This is a genomic window from Methylophilus sp. OH31 (assembly GCF_000576615.1).
In the GTDB taxonomy this organism is placed as follows: Bacteria; Pseudomonadota; Gammaproteobacteria; order Burkholderiales; family Methylophilaceae; genus Methylophilus.
In genome coordinates this window covers 127250-143959 of sequence record NZ_BAUS01000012.1, presented here as the reverse complement: position 1 = coordinate 143959, position 16710 = coordinate 127250, and the positions used below count along the sequence as shown (strand labels likewise).

The 16710-nt window shown below is 51.2% G+C and carries 19 protein-coding genes; 6 read left to right on the top strand and 13 right to left on the bottom strand.

The features are described from left to right. Positions 1 to 196: 196 nt before the first annotated feature. The 8 genes from OH31_RS13600 to pabC form a co-directional block, all read right to left on the bottom strand. Positions 197 to 565: a DUF2845 domain-containing protein gene (locus OH31_RS13600; protein ID WP_024931158.1), complete on the bottom strand. Its 369-nt coding sequence runs from the start codon at positions 563 to 565 to the stop codon at positions 197 to 199. Positions 566 to 690: 125 nt separating this feature from the next. Continuing rightward, positions 691 to 1455: an MBL fold metallo-hydrolase gene (locus tag OH31_RS13595; RefSeq protein WP_024931157.1), complete on the bottom strand. Its 765-nt coding sequence runs from the start codon at positions 1453 to 1455 to the stop codon at positions 691 to 693. Beyond that, a complete protein-coding gene (locus OH31_RS13590) occupies positions 1446 to 2222 on the bottom strand; it encodes a TatD family hydrolase (RefSeq protein WP_024931156.1) in 777 nt (258 codons plus the stop codon). The genes OH31_RS13595 and OH31_RS13590 overlap by 10 nt, the downstream gene beginning before the upstream one ends. A gap of 41 nt (positions 2223 to 2263) precedes the next feature. After that, on the bottom strand, positions 2264 to 2626 hold the full coding sequence (locus tag OH31_RS13585; protein ID WP_024931155.1) for a PilZ domain-containing protein: 363 nt from the start codon (positions 2624 to 2626) through the stop codon (positions 2264 to 2266). A 49-nt stretch (positions 2627 to 2675) separates the two neighbouring features. Beyond that, positions 2676 to 3668 carry a DNA polymerase III subunit delta' gene (gene holB / locus OH31_RS13580; protein ID WP_024931154.1) on the bottom strand — a complete coding sequence of 331 codons (993 nt, stop codon included), beginning with the start codon at positions 3666 to 3668 and terminating at the stop codon, positions 2676 to 2678. Continuing rightward, complete coding sequence (gene tmk, locus OH31_RS13575; protein WP_024931153.1) at positions 3665 to 4270, bottom strand: dTMP kinase; 606 nt, start codon at positions 4268 to 4270, stop codon at positions 3665 to 3667. The genes holB and tmk overlap by 4 nt, the downstream gene beginning before the upstream one ends. A gap of 39 nt (positions 4271 to 4309) precedes the next feature. Next, positions 4310 to 5317: an endolytic transglycosylase MltG gene (gene mltG, locus OH31_RS13570; protein WP_024931152.1), complete on the bottom strand. Its 1008-nt coding sequence runs from the start codon at positions 5315 to 5317 to the stop codon at positions 4310 to 4312. Then, complete coding sequence (gene pabC, locus OH31_RS13565; protein ID WP_024931151.1) at positions 5304 to 6143, bottom strand: aminodeoxychorismate lyase; 840 nt, start codon at positions 6141 to 6143, stop codon at positions 5304 to 5306. Before pabC ends, mltG begins: the two co-directional genes overlap by 14 nt. A 202-nt stretch (positions 6144 to 6345) precedes the next feature. Here pabC and OH31_RS13560 point away from each other — a divergent pair, with 202 nt between their 5' ends. Both OH31_RS13560 and OH31_RS13555 read left to right on the top strand, forming a co-directional pair. After that, complete coding sequence (locus OH31_RS13560; RefSeq protein ID WP_242402295.1) at positions 6346 to 6792, top strand: hypothetical protein; 447 nt, start codon at positions 6346 to 6348, stop codon at positions 6790 to 6792. Positions 6793 to 6939: 147 nt separating this feature from the next. Further along, a complete protein-coding gene (locus OH31_RS13555; protein WP_024931149.1) occupies positions 6940 to 7677 on the top strand; it encodes a nucleotide-binding protein in 738 nt (245 codons plus the stop codon). Positions 7678 to 7697: 20 nt separating this feature from the next. Here OH31_RS13555 and OH31_RS13550 read toward each other — a convergent pair whose 3' ends face one another. The 5 genes from OH31_RS13550 to OH31_RS13530 form a co-directional block, all read right to left on the bottom strand. After that, a complete protein-coding gene (locus OH31_RS13550) occupies positions 7698 to 8198 on the bottom strand; it encodes a YbaK/EbsC family protein (protein WP_036299349.1) in 501 nt (166 codons plus the stop codon). Between the two features lie 40 nt (positions 8199 to 8238). Continuing rightward, positions 8239 to 8592 (bottom strand): nucleotide pyrophosphohydrolase, encoded by a 354-nt coding sequence (locus tag OH31_RS13545; protein ID WP_024931147.1) that lies wholly within the window; start codon positions 8590 to 8592, stop codon positions 8239 to 8241. A 117-nt stretch (positions 8593 to 8709) separates the two neighbouring features. Continuing rightward, on the bottom strand, positions 8710 to 9876 hold the full coding sequence (locus OH31_RS13540; protein ID WP_024931146.1) for a class I SAM-dependent RNA methyltransferase: 1167 nt from the start codon (positions 9874 to 9876) through the stop codon (positions 8710 to 8712). A 4-nt stretch (positions 9877 to 9880) separates the two neighbouring features. Further along, complete coding sequence (locus tag OH31_RS13535) at positions 9881 to 10672, bottom strand: polyamine aminopropyltransferase (RefSeq protein ID WP_019882490.1); 792 nt, start codon at positions 10670 to 10672, stop codon at positions 9881 to 9883. Continuing rightward, positions 10672 to 12612, bottom strand: coding sequence for a ribonuclease catalytic domain-containing protein (locus OH31_RS13530; protein ID WP_024931145.1), 1941 nt, complete (start codon positions 12610 to 12612; stop codon positions 10672 to 10674). The genes OH31_RS13535 and OH31_RS13530 overlap by 1 nt, the downstream gene beginning before the upstream one ends. Positions 12613 to 12731: 119 nt before the next feature. Between OH31_RS13530 and OH31_RS13525 the strand changes: the two genes are divergently transcribed. The 4 genes from OH31_RS13525 to zigA all read left to right on the top strand — a co-directional run bounded on the left by OH31_RS13525 (position 12732) and on the right by zigA (position 16568). After that, positions 12732 to 14321 carry a YdiU family protein gene (locus OH31_RS13525; RefSeq protein ID WP_024931144.1) on the top strand — a complete coding sequence of 530 codons (1590 nt, stop codon included), beginning with the start codon at positions 12732 to 12734 and terminating at the stop codon, positions 14319 to 14321. 8 nt (positions 14322 to 14329) lie between these two features. Next, positions 14330 to 14800, top strand: coding sequence for a Fur family transcriptional regulator (locus OH31_RS13520; RefSeq protein ID WP_024931143.1), 471 nt, complete (start codon positions 14330 to 14332; stop codon positions 14798 to 14800). A 129-nt stretch (positions 14801 to 14929) separates the two neighbouring features. Further along, entirely contained in the window at positions 14930 to 15334 is a 405-nt protein-coding gene (dksA, locus tag OH31_RS13515) for an RNA polymerase-binding protein DksA (RefSeq protein WP_024931142.1), read from the top strand. A gap of 10 nt (positions 15335 to 15344) precedes the next feature. Next, complete coding sequence (gene zigA / locus OH31_RS13510; RefSeq protein WP_024931141.1) at positions 15345 to 16568, top strand: zinc metallochaperone GTPase ZigA; 1224 nt, start codon at positions 15345 to 15347, stop codon at positions 16566 to 16568. Positions 16569 to 16710: the final 142 nt, after the last annotated feature.

Genomic DNA, 16710 nt, shown 5'->3' with positions numbered 1-16710 from the left:
GAGCCGCGTCCCTGCTCGAAGTTCAAAAAACGTACACTTGGCTAAAAACGCATAAAATCATAAACTTATCGTTTCTACCAAGATGCAATCCACCGTGTTATCCACAGTTTTTGTGGAAACGAAAAATCATCAAAATGAAAATAAGGCACAAAAAAAGCTGTGTATCACTACACAGCTTTTTCAACACAAGCCCAAATTAACGGTTATTGAAAAAACCGATATTCATTACGCGGTCATTGACAAAAGTCACTTCAGTTTCTTTATAAGTGTTTTTGTCATCATATTTCACCAGGTTTTTGTAGTACCACATTTCAACCTGCACTGGCTTGGAGTTATCTTGTTGTTTGCCCATGTTGCCTATCATATTATTGGCATTGCTTGGCTTGACTGATTGCTGCTTTTTAAACGGCTGTCCCAGCTTTTCTATGACCAGTTTTTTTGATTTGCCGCTAAAGCCGCTGATAAATTCGTTTTCATCATAGGTTTTGCCAGCAAACGCGGCCGTGGCTGCAAACAGTAATGAGGTGGCAACCATCACCGCTGAAATTCTTGCGTATAACTTCATGTTTAATTCCTGTTATCCAAAATCAAAATAGCAAATTATTTTTTTGTGTAAGTATAACGCTTTATCATCAATACCGGTTGACCGTTATCGTGCGCTGGCGGCATATCACACCATGGGCGCAGGCATTAGAAATCAAGTTTCAAGCCGTCATAACCCACTTGCACATTGGCTGGTACACGCGCCTGTAAAGCCTGGTATTCCAGCTCGTGCGTCATGTGTATTAATACATTACGCTTGGCCCCTATACGCGCGATCAGTGCCAGCGATTGCTCGACACTGACATGGGTCGGATGCGGTTTTTCGCGCAAACAATCAATGAGCAATATGTCCACGCCCTGCAACAATGCATAAGAGCTTTCCGGAATCTCCGACACATCGGTCATATACACCAGGTTAGCAATCCGGTAGGCGTAAATGCGAATCTTGCCATGCATGACCGGGATAGGCGTAATCGTTTGTCCGGCTGCTTCAAACGGCGCTTCGACCACATGTGCGGCTAACACAGGCAAGTCCCAATATTGTGGAATAGGATCACGTAAGGTATAGCCAAATTTTTCCTGTATATGTGCGATCGACTCCGGGTAGCTATACAGCGGAATCTGGCAGCGGTTGATCTGGCAAAACGCGCGCAGGTCATCAATACCATGCAGGTGGTCCGCATGTGTGTGGGTATATAACACCGCATCCACGCGGTGCATGTTTTCCCGCAACGCTTGTTGGCGTAAATCCGGTGAGGTGTCGATGAGGATGACGCGGCCATCATCCAGCGTGACCATGCTGGAGCAACGCGTACGTTTATTGCGGGCATCTGTTGAGGTACACGTCGCACACGTACAGCCGACGGCAGGCGTCCCCGCGCTGGAGCCTACGCCTAGAATAGTTAATTGCATGGCTGCGCGTGTTTGAACAGGGTGAAAAAATTAACCGTCGTCGCATCAATCACCTGCTGTAATGGCACATCACGCAAACGGGCGACTTCCTCGGCCACATGACGCACATACGCCGGCTGGTTGGTTTTGCCACGGAAAGGGATAGGCGCGAGGTAGGGAGAATCAGTCTCGACCAGTACTCTGTCTAACGGCACTTTTTGCGCCACCACTTTGAGGGCTTGCGCATTTTTGAATGTGACAATACCCGAAAACGAGATATAAAAGCCCATGGCGATCGCCGCCTGTGCCACTTCCCAGCTTTCGGTAAAACAATGCATGACACCGCCAACCTCAGCTGCACCCTCCTCTTGCATGATGCGCAGGGTATCTTCGGCAGCATTGCGGGTATGGATAATCAGCGGTTTACCAGTGGATTTGGCGGCGCGGATATGGGTACGGAAACGCTCGCGCTGCCACTCCAGATCACCAGTCAGGCGGAAATAATCCAGGCCGGTTTCACCAATGGCAACCACGCGGTCATGATCAGCCAAGCTGACCAGGCCATCTACGGTGGGCTCCTGGATATCCTCGTAATCAGGATGTACGCCGACTGAGGCGTAAATATTGGGATACTGCTCGGCAATCGCCAGCACTTCGGGAAACTTGTCCAGCGTCACTGACACACACAGGGCATGGCCAACCTGATGGCTGCGCATGCTCTCAAGCACCTGGTCCATATTCTGGACCAGTTCAGGGAAATTAAGGTGGCAATGCGAATCAACTAACATGTTTTTCAACCAAGACTAAATTCAGCGCGATTCAATAGGCGCTATATCGTATTTGAAGGACGGCTGGATTTAAGCGCAGCGCCAAGAATCGCTTCTATGCGTTTCTTCGCCTCGGCACCACCATCTTTATCAGTAAACTGGATTCCGATGCCCTGCGGCTTGTTATTGGCTGCCTGCGGCGTAATCCAGATCACTTTACCGACGACTTTGAGCTTATTCGGATCATTGAGCAAGGTCAGCAGCATAAAAACCTCTTCGCCCATTTTAAACGGCTTGCTGGTCGGAATAAACAAACCGCCGCCTTTGACAAAAGGCATGTAAGCGGCGAATAAGGCTGCTTTTTCGCGAATCGCCAGCGACAAAACCCCGGGTTTTGCGGCGGCTGGTGGTAGTGTATCTGTCATAGCCCAGGCTCCAGAATGTTTACTTTAATCACCATCAAACAAGCTGGCCTTAAGCAAACATTTTTTTGTATTGCAATAATAACTGCTCCAGCTGTAACTCCTGATTGAGTGGATGCTGTGCTGTCATTTTAAAACGATTTAGCTGTTGTTGAAACGCCAGTAAGCGTGACATATTGACCGCGCCCGCCAATACCTGCAATGGTGCAGCCTCACTGGGGTGATAACGCAAGGGTTGCTGGTGGCTAGAGAGCCAGACATCCAGCAGCCATTTCTGTAACACCTGGATCGCCTGCTCCATGCCCTGCTTGATCAGCACCGGCACAGCTGCGGCAATATCGATGGTCGCGCCGCCTACCAGGTGCGGGCGCAATTGCTGGTACCAGGCATGCCAGTCAAACTCATCTTGCTGTATCGTCGTTGGTGCACCACCGCTGTAATGCCAGATCCATTCAGGATTCGGCACAGACTGGGCTTGTAACCACTGCAAACCCTGCTCGCGGCTGGGCACCGGCATTTCTACCTGCATACAACGGCTTAAAATAGTCGGCAACAAGGCCTGACGCTGATGCGAGACCAGTAAAAACTGCGTGCGCTGCGGCGGCTCTTCCAATAGTTTAAGTAAAGCGTTAGAGGCCGCTACATTCATCGCCTCCAGGGGGTGAATCAACACCACACGAATACCATCGACACGATGGGAGGTCAGCGACAAATAGTCATGCAAGGCGCGAATCTGGTCTATGAGGATTTGCTGCCGTTTGCGTGTTTTTTTCTTGCCACTATCAGCAGCATCGTCATCTTCAGGCGTAATCTCCCTGAAATCAGGATGCGCGCCTTCAGATAGCCAATGACAGGATTCACATTCACCGCAGGCAAAGCCCTGTTGTGGTCGTAAACACAGCAAAGCCGCCGCCATCGTCTGCGCAAAATGCAGTTTACCAATACCGGTTTTACCATGCAGCAATAAGGCATGGTGACGCGTATCCCCCGCTTGCATCCAATGCGAGAACAGGGAATCCTGCCAGGGATAAAGCTTATTAATCATAAAGATGAAATAATTTCTTCAACTGACTTCTTCACTTCTTCAAGTGATCGATGCGCATCTATGACATGAAAACGCTGCGGAAATTCGGCAGCCCTGGCCAGGTATTGTGCACGCAATCTGGCAAAAAATTCAGCGCCTTGCGCTTCAAATTTATCTGGCGTCCGAGCCCCGGCCAGGCGCTGCAAACTCACCTCAACCGGCACATCAAACAACAGGGTGGCATCGGGCTGCAAATCACCCTGCACCCATTGTTCTAATTGCTGCATTTTTTGCAAAGGCAGGCCGCGTGCACCGCACTGATAGGCATAAGACGCATCGGTGAAACGGTCTGACACCACAATCGCATCGCGCCGTAATGCGGGCAAAATGACTTGCTGCAAATGCTCGGCACGCGCAGCAAACATCAACAAAGATTCTGTTTCCACATGCATCTCTCTATGCAACAGGATTTCGCGCAACTCTTCCCCCAATAGAGTACCGCCGGGCTCACGTGTAGAAACCACTTCGCGGCCGCGACTGGCCAGCATTTGTAAAATCGTCGGAATATGCGTGCTCTTACCGGCACCATCCATTCCTTCCAGCGTGATAAACAAGCCCGCCATTATTCAAGATTCCCCGTATGTATATCTTGGTGCATATCGTTAGTGTTTCTTTAATTGGTAGGCGCGCACCGCCTGATTGTGTGCGTCCAGCGAACTGGTAAACACATGCCTGCCCTGGCCGTTCGCCACAAAATACAAAGCATTGGTTTTGGCCGGATGCAAGGCCGCTTGTATAGAGGCCAGCCCTGGCAAAGCAATCGGCGTCGGCGGCAAACCACTGCGCGTATACGTGTTGTAAGGCGTATCCGTCAGTAAGTCTTTTTTGGTTATATTGCCCCGGTAACGCGTACCCATGCCATAAATCACTGTGGGGTCAGTCTGCAATCGCATGCCTTTACGCAGGCGGTTAATAAACACACCGGCAATTTGCGGCCGCTCTTCTTCCACCCCGGTTTCTTTTTCGACGATGGATGCCATCACCAGCGCCTCATACATGGAGCGGTAAGGCAAGCCCGCCTCTCGTGCCTCCCAGGCCGCCGACAAATGCTGCGCCATTTTCTGGTAAGCCCGCTTGTAAAGGTCGGCATCACTGCTCTGCGCATCCAAAAAATAAGTGTCTGGAAAAAACCAGCCTTCCGGGTGCATGGCTTGCCCGCTGATTTGCTGCATCAACTCGCTATCAGACAACATCACGGTGTCATGGCGGATGCCTGGCATCTGTGCCAGTTTCTGCCTGAAGTCGGCAAACGTTTTACCTTCAATCAATTGCAGTTTAAATTGATCAAACGTGCCATGCTTGAGGATATCTATGAGCGACATCACCTGCAATGGCGTATTTAAAGCATAATCACCGGCCTGCAATTGACCACCACTGCCTGTCACTTTCACCGTCAGCAGAAAGCTATACGGTTCAGTCAGCACGCCTGCGGCAACCAGCTGATCGGCAATGCCGCGCACACTGGCCCCGGCCGGAATCTGCAGGCCTATGGTTTCTGATGCCATGGGCAATGGCCGAATCATGAAAATCACCATCCAGACTACCAATGCCACAGCGCCCAGCACCAACATGGCGACACTGTATTTCACACACTGCTTAATGAACAACATAGTTTAAATGCGCTCTTAATTCTTTGGCCCAATCATTGCTGGCAATCACCTGGTCGTCAATCTGCGTCACCTGTAATACGCCATAGACGCTATTGGCTACCACCACAGCATCGGCTGCCAGCAGGTTTTCCATAAACAAGTTGGTCGAGACCACCACCTGGCCGTGCGTTTTATACCAGTCGAGGATTTTTTGTCGCATCACGCCTGACACGCCACACTGATCCAGTGCCGGGGTCATCACCAGGCCGTCTTTGCTGATAAACAGATTACCGCTGACGGCCTCAACCACCTGGTCATAGTAATCACGCAGCACGCCATCAAAAAAGCGTGGATCTTTGAGCTCTGCACGAGCCAATACATTTTCCAGGCGATTCAGGTGCTTGATACCAGCCAGCAAGGGCTGGGAGGCCAATCGCGTCTGGCAGGTATATAAAGCCACGCCCGTCGTATAAATTTCAGGCGCATATACTGGCAGCGCACTGTGTATAAATACCCGTGTCGGCTCACAGATGGCGGGCGGCGCGTAACCACGCGCACCGTCACCGCGTGTAATCATAACCTTCACAATCCCGTTTGATAACTCTTCGCCGTCAGCAGAGGCCATCAAGTGCCTGAACTCCTGCATCAGCAACTCGGCTGAGGGGCATACAATCTGGATTTTGCTGCAATCGGCCACCAGCGTCTGATAATGCAATGGCCAGTCCTGCAATTCGCCGCCCAGCAGGCGCATGGTGCGGAAAATGCCATCGCCATAAGCAAAGCCGCGGTTGGTTGGCGCAATGCCAGATACCAATTTACCGTTGACGCAATAGCGGACTGAGCTCATGTGATGCCAGAGAAAAGAGTGATGTCGAACAAGGCTGAAACCATACCATAAATCGACGCTAACTGACGCGCTATCTGACGAAAAACCAGCCACGAACAACGGCCTAAACGCTGAAATAAAGGATTTTTGAAAGTTTATTGTAGTGATGCCGTTAACAAGATTAGCAGTAATGTATCTGTATTCTTTTTGACGAGGCATGGCGATGTCAGTTTCCAATATTCAAAGCAATGTCTCAGCCCTGTTAAACAAGGCCTACAACACCGAGACCAACGCAGCGAGCAGCGGCGATGCCGTCAGCACGCTTGCCAAAGAAAGCACCACTAACAATGACAGCGGCACAAACGCCTCGGCCAGTGCGCAAGTGACACTAGGCAGCACCGACACGGCCCCTGAAACCTATACCGCAAAAGGCTTAATGCAGCAGTTGCGCCAATATCAGCTGAGTAATGCATCGCTGATCTTTGGTAATGGCGATGCGTCGAATGACGATAGTACGGGCTTGACCAGCTTACCAGGCACATCTTCGAGCAGTGACCTGGAAAGCATGAGCCAGGACTGGGTAAGCACCATCAGCGAAAGTCCTGGTAAAGCGTCGGTCATGGTGGAAAGCAGTAAAAATAACTCCTTAAATACGATCTTTGGCGGATAAACACCCGCAGATAAGTATTTAGACAGTACCAGCAATCGCCATAAAAACGCCCGACTTCCGGGCGTTTTTATTTTTGTGGCAACCATTCGACGTCGCATATACAATTGTTAATAAATGATAAAAAACAACAATTGAAGGAGTGATGCGATGAAACCAAAAATCTTTATAGGCTCTTCACGCGAGGGTCTGGATATTGCCAATGCCATACACGCCAATTTAACCCGCGATGCCGAATGCACGGTGTGGAGCAATGGCGTGTTCCAGATTTCAGGTTCTACCCTCTACAGCCTGATCAACGCCCTGCGCAACTCGGATTTTGGCGTATTTGTATTTAGCCCGGATGACCTGACGATTATGCGCGGGCAGCAAAACCCGGTGGTACGTGACAATGTGATTTTTGAGTTAGGCCTGTTTATCGGCCGCCTGGGCGTTGAACGCTGTTTCTTTATCACCCCTGACCATGCCGCTGATTTACGGCTACCGACTGACCTGATGGGCATACTGCCCGGGCAATATGAAGCAAACCGGCACGACCAGAACTGGCTGGCCGCCACCAACCCGGTCTGCATGCAAATCCGTGCCAAGCTGATAGAGCTTAAATCGTTTCAAGATGCCACCGTGAACGCCTCAACAGCGGTGGACTCAAGCACGAACCATGAAATAAAGCATGTAATATCACATGATCCCACGGCAACAGATCAACACTTAGGACTGGAGCCACACGGCAAGGCCTATGCACTGACTGGCAATACGCATAAGCATAAAGACGCTATTAAACAAGCCGGGGCCAGCTGGAACAAAGGTTTAAAGAAATGGATTATTCGCGGTAGCGATAAAATCAAGTTTGAACGCCTGATCGCAGACGTGAACGGCAGCACACATTAACAGCGTGTGCCCAAACTCAGTTACGCTTTGACAAAATGACCGCGTGCTTTGCCACTGAGGCACTGCAGCAAGTCTGCGGTACGCAATGCCAGTGCGTAGCCCAGTACGCCACTGCCTATCACCACGGTGTCATAGCCGGCGACACTGTCATCGACCAATACCGTTAAGCCTTCAGGCAAAGCAATTGGCGGTACAGCACCGACCACATAGCCGGTCGCTTCCGGCACTTCGTCATATTCCGCCATGCGGCATTTGCGCTCACCCAAGTGGGCGCGCAATAACGCCCAATCTGCACGGCCACCACCAGCAACGGCCAGCAGGCAAAAACCACTATTTTCACCCTTGAACACCACACTGCGTACCACAGACTGCGGATCTAATCCTTGGGCGGACAGTAACTCCTCCAGCTGGCGGATCGGTTTCTGATCGTCACTCAGGGGAATTTCAATCACTTCAAATTGAATCTGCTGCTGGACTAGCAAATCAATCACCGGCGAGGTTAGATGCGTCGTCACGAACAAACTCCTTAATTAATAAATAGCTTTAATAAATGAATATAATTTATTGATATTCAGTGTATTTTGCATTGCTACCCTTGCATTTTTCGGCCGGGTATTTCTGTGCATTTAGCGCAATCTTGGCATTGGTGGCGGCGATCAAATCAATGCCACACACCTCGGCAATCCGCATCAGGTACACAAAGGTATCTGCCAGTTCCTGCCCAACCTTGTTTTTGGTTTCGGCATCCAGTTGGCGACTGTCAGACTCTGTCATCCATTGAAAATGCTCAACCACCTCAGCCGCCTCTACAATCATGGCCATGGCCAGGTTTTTAGGGGAATGAAACTGCGCCCAGTCACGCTCTTCTACAAAGGCATTCACACGTGCCCGCAATGCATCAATTGAATCAGTCATCATTTCTCCAGCATATCCGCTAACCGCGTCACGCAATTGATAGCCACAGAGGTCACAGAGATAAGCGCGAGGAAACGGATTCTCCTCTGTGCGCTCTGTGATCTCTGTGGCTTTAAATCAGATACTTTCTTCACCGCTATTTTTTTCGCGCCGATTGCTGCCTGCCACCATTTTAATCTCAAATAAACGGCATTCTAGTGGTCCGTTATACAGCAGCGTTTTCTTGCTCGGACTTAAACGCATGAGCTTAGGCATACGCAAATCATTGGTCAGGAAATAGGTATTCCAGCCGGAGAATTTCTGTTTCAGTGCTGCCGCCATTTGCGGATACAGCTCGGCCAGTGTGTCATCTTCACCGATACGCACCCCATAAGGCGGGTTCGCCACCAGCACGCCGCTGTCTGCTGGCGGTGCTACCTTGGTAAACTCCCAGTGCGACAATTGCACGGCGTCCAGCCAGCCAGCCATTTCCAGATTCTGCTTGGTGACGCGTACAGCGCGCAAATCCATGTCTGAACCGTAAATACTTTGGAAACTCACCGGTTTAACAGCTTTGGCCGCTGCGTTACGCACTTTCTTGAATGTATCAGATTCAAAGTTTTTAAGTTTTTCAAAGCCAAAGTTGCGGTTCAAGCCTGGTGCAATATTCAGCGCAATCATCACGGCCTCAAGCAGAAACGTACCGCTGCCGCACATCGGGTCCAGCAGTGCCTGGCCAGGTTGCCAGCCTGTCAGCTTTAAAATGCCTGCCGCCAGGTTTTCACGCAATGGCGCTTCAATACTGTTTTTACGGTTGCCACGCTGGTAGAGCGGATTACCGGAAGTATCCACATACAACTGGTAGCTGTCAGCCGTCAGGTATACATGTACACGCACGCCAGGCTCACGCGTATCAATATTCGGGCGGCTACCCACACTTTGGCGGAACCGGTCACAAATGGCGTCTTTGACGCGCAAGGTGATGAATTCCAGGCTTTTCAATGGGCTGCGCACCGCCGTGACTTTGACCATCATGCTGTGTTTGACATCAAACCAGTTCGGCCAGTTGATTTTGAGTGCACCCTGGTAAATATCGTCTTCTGTCAGGTATTTACCACGCCCGACCTGCATCAAAATGCGTGTCGCCACGCGTGAGTGCAAGTTAGCGTGGTAGCAGACCGAAAGCTCGCCGCTAAAACTGGCGCCGCCTTCGGTGGCTTTGATCTCACGCGCCCCGCCCTGTTTGAGTTCATCGACGAGAATAGCTTCCAGGCCACGTGGACAGGTTGCGAAGTATTGATTCATGAAATTAGCCACCGAGGGTGAACTCCTTACCGTTGTTAGGATTCGCGCCTTGCAGGCGGTCTATCAGGTCGAGAAAATTAATATTGTGGGTTTGCATGGCCTCTTGCGCGCGTTTGCGCAAGGTAGCCAGGTCTGGCATGGCTAAAGCGGATTTAAAACCAAATACGATGATATTGCCGGGTTTGCCCGTCGGCATCATGAGTACGCGTTGCTCAAAGGTTTGCTCCATGCGCTGCATATAGATATCAAACTTTTTGTCCGAACCCCACAGGTTAATGGTAAACAAGCCATCTGGCGTTAGCGCGTCTGCACAGTCATCAAAGAATGACTGGGTACAAAAATCTGGTGGCAAGCCATTGCTGCCAAAGGCATCCATCATCAGCCAGTCACAGGCACCCGGATGCTGCTGGATATGGGCAATGCCATCGCCTTCAATAATCTGCAAGCGCTCGTCATCATCTGGCACAAAGAAATGGCTGCGGGCGACCTGGATCACCTGCGGATTGAGTTCGATCACGGTTTGCTGAATTTGCGGGCAATATTGCCACACGTATTTGGCAATGGAGCCGCCACCCAGGCCGACCAAAGTCAATTGACGGCTATCCGGCTTGAATAACAGGCTGCTCAGCACGCCCCATGAATAAGCTAGCACCAGCGCGTAAGGGTCTTTGACCTTCATGCTGCTCTGTATCGTCGGCGAACCCAGATGCATGGAGCGCACGCCATCGGTCTCGGTGACTTCTACCATCTCAAAGTCAGACACAGCCTTATGGATTTTGCGGTTAAATTTAAACATTATGCACTTTCCGTCACGTCAGGCTGGGCATCATCTGTGGCCGTTACTTCAAGCGCAATTGCTTCGTCACTGGCAGCCACGTCATCACCGGCAGCGGAACTCACCTCTTCGATCACGCCCAGAAATTTGCATTCCAGCTCCATGAGTAAAGTATCTATTTTCTGTATCGCCAAGCGTACTTTACTGCCAGGCTTGGTCGCCGGCAAACTGTGTACCTTGGTCATATAAGGCAATCGTTCCAGGCGCACCAGATTTTCGCGCCACACCGTGGCATCTATTTCAGCAATGTTTTCCTGAATCAGGTACTGCAGGCACCAGTAGCGCTCCATACGCGTCTGGAACTCGTTATAGGCATTGTAAGTTTGATCAAAATTACGCATATGGCCGACAATCTCATCGCCATTGGCGGCGTAGACCGGCGCTTGCAGGGTCAATACACTGATCAATTGCCGCTGGTTAATCAAATCCACTGCACGACGTAAAGGCGAGGTACACCAGGCATATTGCGCCACGCCGAGCCCTTGGTGACCTTCGGCCTTGGTGGTCATATATACTTTACCGCCGTTTTGCGCACGGTAAATACCAGGCACATCGTGCTCAGCCAGTAACAAGCCCCATTGGCTATTGGCCGCAATCATGAGCTCAGCGACCAGTTTATCCATGGGCGAGCCGCGCTGACGATTCACAATATCAACGATGCCATCCGTCACGTAAAAATTGTAATCCACCGGCTGTGGCCGGGTCGGGTCATATTTGCCACGGGCTTTTTCCAGGCTTTCGGCAAAGTTAAACAGAAACACCAGTGATGCCCACAGCGGATGACCGCTATCTTGCGCTAAAGTGGTTTCATTGAAATAAGGTTCCAACGTGTCATGCCGCAGGTTTTCTGCAATCTGTACGCGCTCCAGGCAGCTATGCTGGTGCACAATGCTAAAGTCAGGCGCCACTTCCAGATACAGCGACAGAGCAGGCTTGGTTTCGCCTGCATCCAGGCTGAATGGCCGAATTGCGACTTCAGGCAGCATGGTAATTTTGTGCCCCGGCATATACACCGTAGACAAACGCTTCATCACCTCGTGATCCAAGGCCTCATGTGGCGCCACGCCTAATGCAGGCGCGGCAATATGAATACCGACTTGCGTATTGCCATTGGCCAAGGCCGTCACGGATAAGGCATCATCAATCTCAGTGGTAGTACTGTCATCAATACTAAACGCCTGTACTGCCGACAATGGCAAGTCATCAGGTATGTCAGCCAGCGAAAATGCCGGAAACGCGGTGCCATGGGCAAAATACTCACGTAGAAATGCCCCGAGGTGGTAATCATGCACTGAAGCAATAGCGCCTGTTGCGTACAAGACTTGCACGGGCAATTGTTTTAGCTCCGCCGCTGCCTGCTCCAGCGCCTTCCACTCCAGGCTGTTTTTATCAGGCGCATATAACAATGCATCCAATTTAGTCGCAAAGCTTTCAGGCAAAGCTTGTGCCTTGAGCTGCGCCACCATCTGCGCCATGAATTCGGCTTGCTGACGCTTCTTTTCCAAGCCAGCCAAGGCGGCTTTCAACGTATCTTCCGGCGCTGCTTTATAGCGGCCTTTGCCTTTGCGGTAAAAATACATGGGCGCCGCGTGCAACTTGAGCGCAATCGCTGCCGCTTGCTGGCGACTCGGTTTGCCACCGTAATATTCTTGCGCCAGGTCCTCGAAAGCAAACTCTGGCTCACCACAGCATTCCCATAAAAAGTCGGTATCCAGGGTGTCGGACTCCGCCTGCGCCGATTCGAGAAAGCCTGACAAACCGCCGTCAAACCGCATCAATACATTGGCGGTTTTAATTTTGCTGCGTTTGCCGGTGCTGGCCTCGACTTGCATGCTGCTATCGGCCTCAGACATGATGGAAGCGACCTTAAAGCCACCGTCTTCTTCGTAAAAAACATTCATGTGGGGAAATTAAACGTGTGGAAATCACACTTGCGCGTATTAAAACGCTATTTTACCCGAGAAGCGCAGAGTTTTTTGGCAGGCACTGAACTTTAGCCATGGATAATGACTAAAATAGCATGATGAAGCCCCTGAACTTTGACAACCGTTTTACCCGGGAACTGCCCGGCGACCCGATCTCAGACAACTATACCAGGCAGGTCAGTGACTGTTTATGGTCACCTGTGCAGCCGACACCTGTAAAAAACCCGCAATTGCTTGCTTATAGCGCTGAAGTCGCCCAACTGCTTGGGCTATCAGCTGAAGACATGCAAGACCGCGACCTGGTCCAGACATTGGGCGGCAATGGCGCCCTAGATGGCATGTTTACCTATGCCACCCGCTATGGCGGTCATCAATTCGGGCATTGGGCCGGGCAACTGGGGGATGGCCGCGCCATTTACCTGGGGGAATTGGTTCACGCGGGCAAACGCTATGAGCTACAGCTCAAAGGTGCAGGTGAAACACCCTACTCCCGCTCAGCCGATGGCCGGGCAGTACTCCGCTCCAGCTTGCGCGAATTTTTATGCTCGGAAGCCATGCATCATCTGGGGGTACCGACCACACGAGCGTTAAGCCTGGTGACTACCGGCAACCAGGTGGTGCGGGATATGTTTTACAACGGTAACCCGCAACTGGAACCAGGAGCGATTGTCTGCCGTGTCGCACCTTCATTTACGCGTTTTGGCCATTTTGAAATACTGGCCAGCCGCAACGAGTTACCGTTACTGAAACGCCTGATCGGCTTTACGCTGGACCGTGACTTTGCCGACTGGTGGCCATCCACCGGTTTGGCCTTAGACATCAACGACCCAGCACCGGCCTTGATAGAAGCATGGTTTGAAGAGGTCTGCTCACGCACGGCCGTCATGATCGCGCACTGGATGCGTGTTGGTTTTGTACATGGTGTGATGAATACCGACAATATGTCCATCCTCGGCCTGACCATCGATTATGGCCCGTATGGCTGGGTGGATAACTTTGACCCTGGCTGGACGCCGAATACCACCGATGCACAAGGCCGCCGCTATTGTTTTGGCCGCCAACCGGATATAGCGCGCTGGAACCTGGAACGGTTGGCCGAAGCGCTCGGCACCTTACTGCCGGAGACACAAGGCCTGGGGGATGGCCTGACCACTTACGACCAGACCTATATACGCGCCCTGACATCCAGCCTGGCTGACAAGTTTGGCTTTGATCACTGGCAAGACGGCGATGGCGAGCTGATTAACCATATTTTTGAGTTGATGCAACGCGCGGAAGTCGACCAAACGCTATTTTTCACACGACTGGCGAAGCTGGATATGGCGCAGCCACAACTGGCAACACTGGCAGATACTTTTTATACTGAGTCAGGGCAGCAACAATTTGGCGCCGATATTCAAACCTGGCTACATAACTACAGCCTGCGCATACAACAATCGACATTAACCCCAGAGCAACGTTTACAAAAAATGGCGGCGGCGAACCCGATTTATGTGTTGCGTAACTACCTGGCGCAAGAAGCGATTGACCTGGCAACCCAAGGTGACAACAGCCGCTTGCTGACATTATTGCAAGTATTGCGTCGCCCATATACCGAACAAGCCGGCATGGAGGCCTTTGCGCAAAAGCGCCCGGACTGGGCCAGACAAAAGGCCGGTTGCTCGATGTTGTCGTGTAGTTCATAATTTTGGCCATGCAAACTGCCGAACAACTCATCACCGATGCGGGCCTGCGCTCAACCAAAGCGCGGCTAGCCGTGTTGAACACCCTGCTCAACTCGCATACGGCACTTAGTCATACCGATATTTTAACCACGCTGCAAGGCGTCAAGGAAATTGACCGGGTAACGGTATACCGGGTGCTGGACTGGTTACAGGAGCATGCCCTCATCCATAAAATATCCACCGATGACCGCGCCTGGAAATTTCAACTGAACGCCCCTAAACGCAGTTACAAAGCCGCAGAAGCCAGCGCTAGCAGCGGTTTGTTAAGCAATCACGGCCATGCCCATTTGCAATGCCAGCGCTGTGGCACAGTCCTTTGCATTCATGAATTGGCTGCGCATATTCCGCAAGCCATTTTCGACACCTACCAAATATCCCACATCGAAATCAACCTTAAGGGCCTCTGCCCACAATGCCAACAAGCGTCGGCCCAAGACTGACTATAATAAAATAGCCACGCGACTTTCTTTTACTACTCGATTACTATCTAATAATTTTGCAACTTAGTTGCAAATAACAACAACACCCCTTAAAATGCAACTTTATTGCATTGCAACAAAGTTGCTTAAATGGTTACTCACGCACAATTATTAGCGATGCCAGCGGATGCTTATATGAATGAAGCGCAACTGGCCTTCTTTCGGCAGTTGCTGCAGGCACAACTTCAAGCCTTGCAAGACAATATGCGCCAGACCAGTGAACATCTCTCAGATCAGCAAGAAACACCAGACCCGGCCGACCGCGCCACCCAAGAGGAAACACACAACCTGGAACTGCGCACACGGGACCGCGAACGCAAGCATTTAAAAACCATTCAATCAGCCTTGCGCCGCATCCAGGATGGCAGCTATGGCTATTGCGAAGACACCGGCGAGCCGATTGGCCTGGCGAGACTATTAGCCAGGCCAACCACCAAGTTGTGCCTGGAAGCACAAGAGCGGCATGAGCGCCGCGAACGGCAATTTAACCACTAAAGGATGACCTATGAAAAAACTGCCAGTCACGGTACTTTCCGGCTTTCTTGGCGCAGGTAAAACCACCCTGCTCAACCATATCCTCAATAACCGCGAAGGCAAGCGCGTCGCAGTGATTGTCAATGATATGTCCGAGGTGAATATCGATGCGCAACTGCTGCGTGACGGCGGTGCAGCCTTGTCACGCCAGGAAGAAAAACTGGTTGAGATGAGCAATGGCTGCATTTGCTGCACCTTGCGCGAAGATTTATTGATTGAAATCACACGGCTGGCCAAAGAAAACCGCTTTGATTACCTGTTGATTGAAACCACCGGTATTTCCGAACCATTGCCTATTGCAGAAACCTTTACCTTTGCAGACGAAGACGGCGTCTCGCTGGCAGATGTCGCCGAATTGGACACCATGGTCACCGTAGTTGATGGTTATAATTTTCTCCAAGACTATGGCTCACAAGATATGCTGGGCGACCGCGGCCTATCGCTGGGCGAAGAAGATGAGCGCACGGTGGTTGACCTGCTGGTTGAGCAAATCGAGTTTTGCGACGTGTTAGTGTTGAATAAAACTGACTTGTTAACCCTGGAAGAAGTCTCAAGACTGGAAAGCATCCTCAAAACGCTCAATCCACGTGCGCAAATCATACACAGCAGCTTTGGCAAAGTGCCATTAAATCGCATCATGCATACCGGCTTGTTCGATTTTGACCAGGCCGCTGAAGCGCCTGGTTGGCTGCAAGAGCTACGTGGCGAGCATGTGCCAGAAAGCGAAGAATACGGCATCTCCAGCTTTGTTTACCGGGCACGTAAACCGTTTCATCCACAGCGTTTGTGGCAATGGCTCAACACAGAATGGCCCGGTGTCATCCGCTCCAAAGGCCGTTACTGGATCGCCTCGCGGCCAGAGTTCTGCGCCACCTGGTCGCAAGCAGGCGCAGTCACCCGCACCGAACTGGCGGGCATGTGGTGGAGCGCAACACCTCAAGAATACTGGCCACAAGATGAAGAAAGCCTGCAACACATCCACTCGCGTATGCAGACCCCTTATGGGGACCGCCAGCAAGAACTGGTGGTTATCGGCATGGGGATGGATAAAGCCACACTCACCAGGCAGTTTGATGCCTGCTTGCTGACAGAAACCGAGATTGCGCTTGGCATACAACAGTGGCGGCAATTGCCGGATCCATTCCCAGCCTGGGCGCCCAATATACAAGACGAGCAGATTGCAGCTACCGTTTGAAATCGAATCAGGCCAGGCATCAAAGCGCCTGGTCGTATATCGCCAAACGATCATGTACGAGAGGTGAGGTAAAGCAAAAGTGACACACTGTCTACCGGGTGTTTTTTATCGATGTGAAGCGGACGCTTTTCAAAACAAGCCA

What these genes read in the sequence shown, in the direction of transcription:
- OH31_RS13600 (WP_024931158.1), bottom strand. Translation starts at nt 565, where the DNA reads ATGAAGTTATACGCAAGAATTTCAGCGGTGATGGTTGCCACCTCATTA.
- OH31_RS13595 (WP_024931157.1), bottom strand. Translation starts at nt 1,455, where the DNA reads ATGCAATTAACTATTCTAGGCGTAGGCTCCAGCGCGGGGACGCCTGCC.
- OH31_RS13590 (WP_024931156.1), bottom strand. Translation starts at nt 2,222, where the DNA reads ATGTTAGTTGATTCGCATTGCCACCTTAATTTCCCTGAACTGGTCCAG.
- OH31_RS13585 (WP_024931155.1), bottom strand. Translation starts at nt 2,626, where the DNA reads ATGACAGATACACTACCACCAGCCGCCGCAAAACCCGGGGTTTTGTCG.
- holB (WP_024931154.1), bottom strand. Translation starts at nt 3,668, where the DNA reads ATGATTAATAAGCTTTATCCCTGGCAGGATTCCCTGTTCTCGCATTGG.
- tmk (WP_024931153.1), bottom strand. Translation starts at nt 4,270, where the DNA reads ATGGCGGGCTTGTTTATCACGCTGGAAGGAATGGATGGTGCCGGTAAG.
- mltG (WP_024931152.1), bottom strand. Translation starts at nt 5,317, where the DNA reads ATGTTGTTCATTAAGCAGTGTGTGAAATACAGTGTCGCCATGTTGGTG.
- pabC (WP_024931151.1), bottom strand. Translation starts at nt 6,143, where the DNA reads ATGAGCTCAGTCCGCTATTGCGTCAACGGTAAATTGGTATCTGGCATT.
- OH31_RS13560 (WP_242402295.1), top strand. Translation starts at nt 6,346, where the DNA reads ATGTCAGTTTCCAATATTCAAAGCAATGTCTCAGCCCTGTTAAACAAG.
- OH31_RS13555 (WP_024931149.1), top strand. Translation starts at nt 6,940, where the DNA reads ATGAAACCAAAAATCTTTATAGGCTCTTCACGCGAGGGTCTGGATATT.
- OH31_RS13545 (WP_024931147.1), bottom strand. Translation starts at nt 8,592, where the DNA reads ATGACTGATTCAATTGATGCATTGCGGGCACGTGTGAATGCCTTTGTA.
- OH31_RS13540 (WP_024931146.1), bottom strand. Translation starts at nt 9,876, where the DNA reads ATGAATCAATACTTCGCAACCTGTCCACGTGGCCTGGAAGCTATTCTC.
- OH31_RS13535 (WP_019882490.1), bottom strand. Translation starts at nt 10,672, where the DNA reads ATGTTTAAATTTAACCGCAAAATCCATAAGGCTGTGTCTGACTTTGAG.
- OH31_RS13530 (WP_024931145.1), bottom strand. Translation starts at nt 12,612, where the DNA reads ATGAATGTTTTTTACGAAGAAGACGGTGGCTTTAAGGTCGCTTCCATC.
- OH31_RS13525 (WP_024931144.1), top strand. Translation starts at nt 12,732, where the DNA reads ATGATGAAGCCCCTGAACTTTGACAACCGTTTTACCCGGGAACTGCCC.
- OH31_RS13520 (WP_024931143.1), top strand. Translation starts at nt 14,330, where the DNA reads ATGCAAACTGCCGAACAACTCATCACCGATGCGGGCCTGCGCTCAACC.
- dksA (WP_024931142.1), top strand. Translation starts at nt 14,930, where the DNA reads ATGGTTACTCACGCACAATTATTAGCGATGCCAGCGGATGCTTATATG.
- zigA (WP_024931141.1), top strand. Translation starts at nt 15,345, where the DNA reads ATGAAAAAACTGCCAGTCACGGTACTTTCCGGCTTTCTTGGCGCAGGT.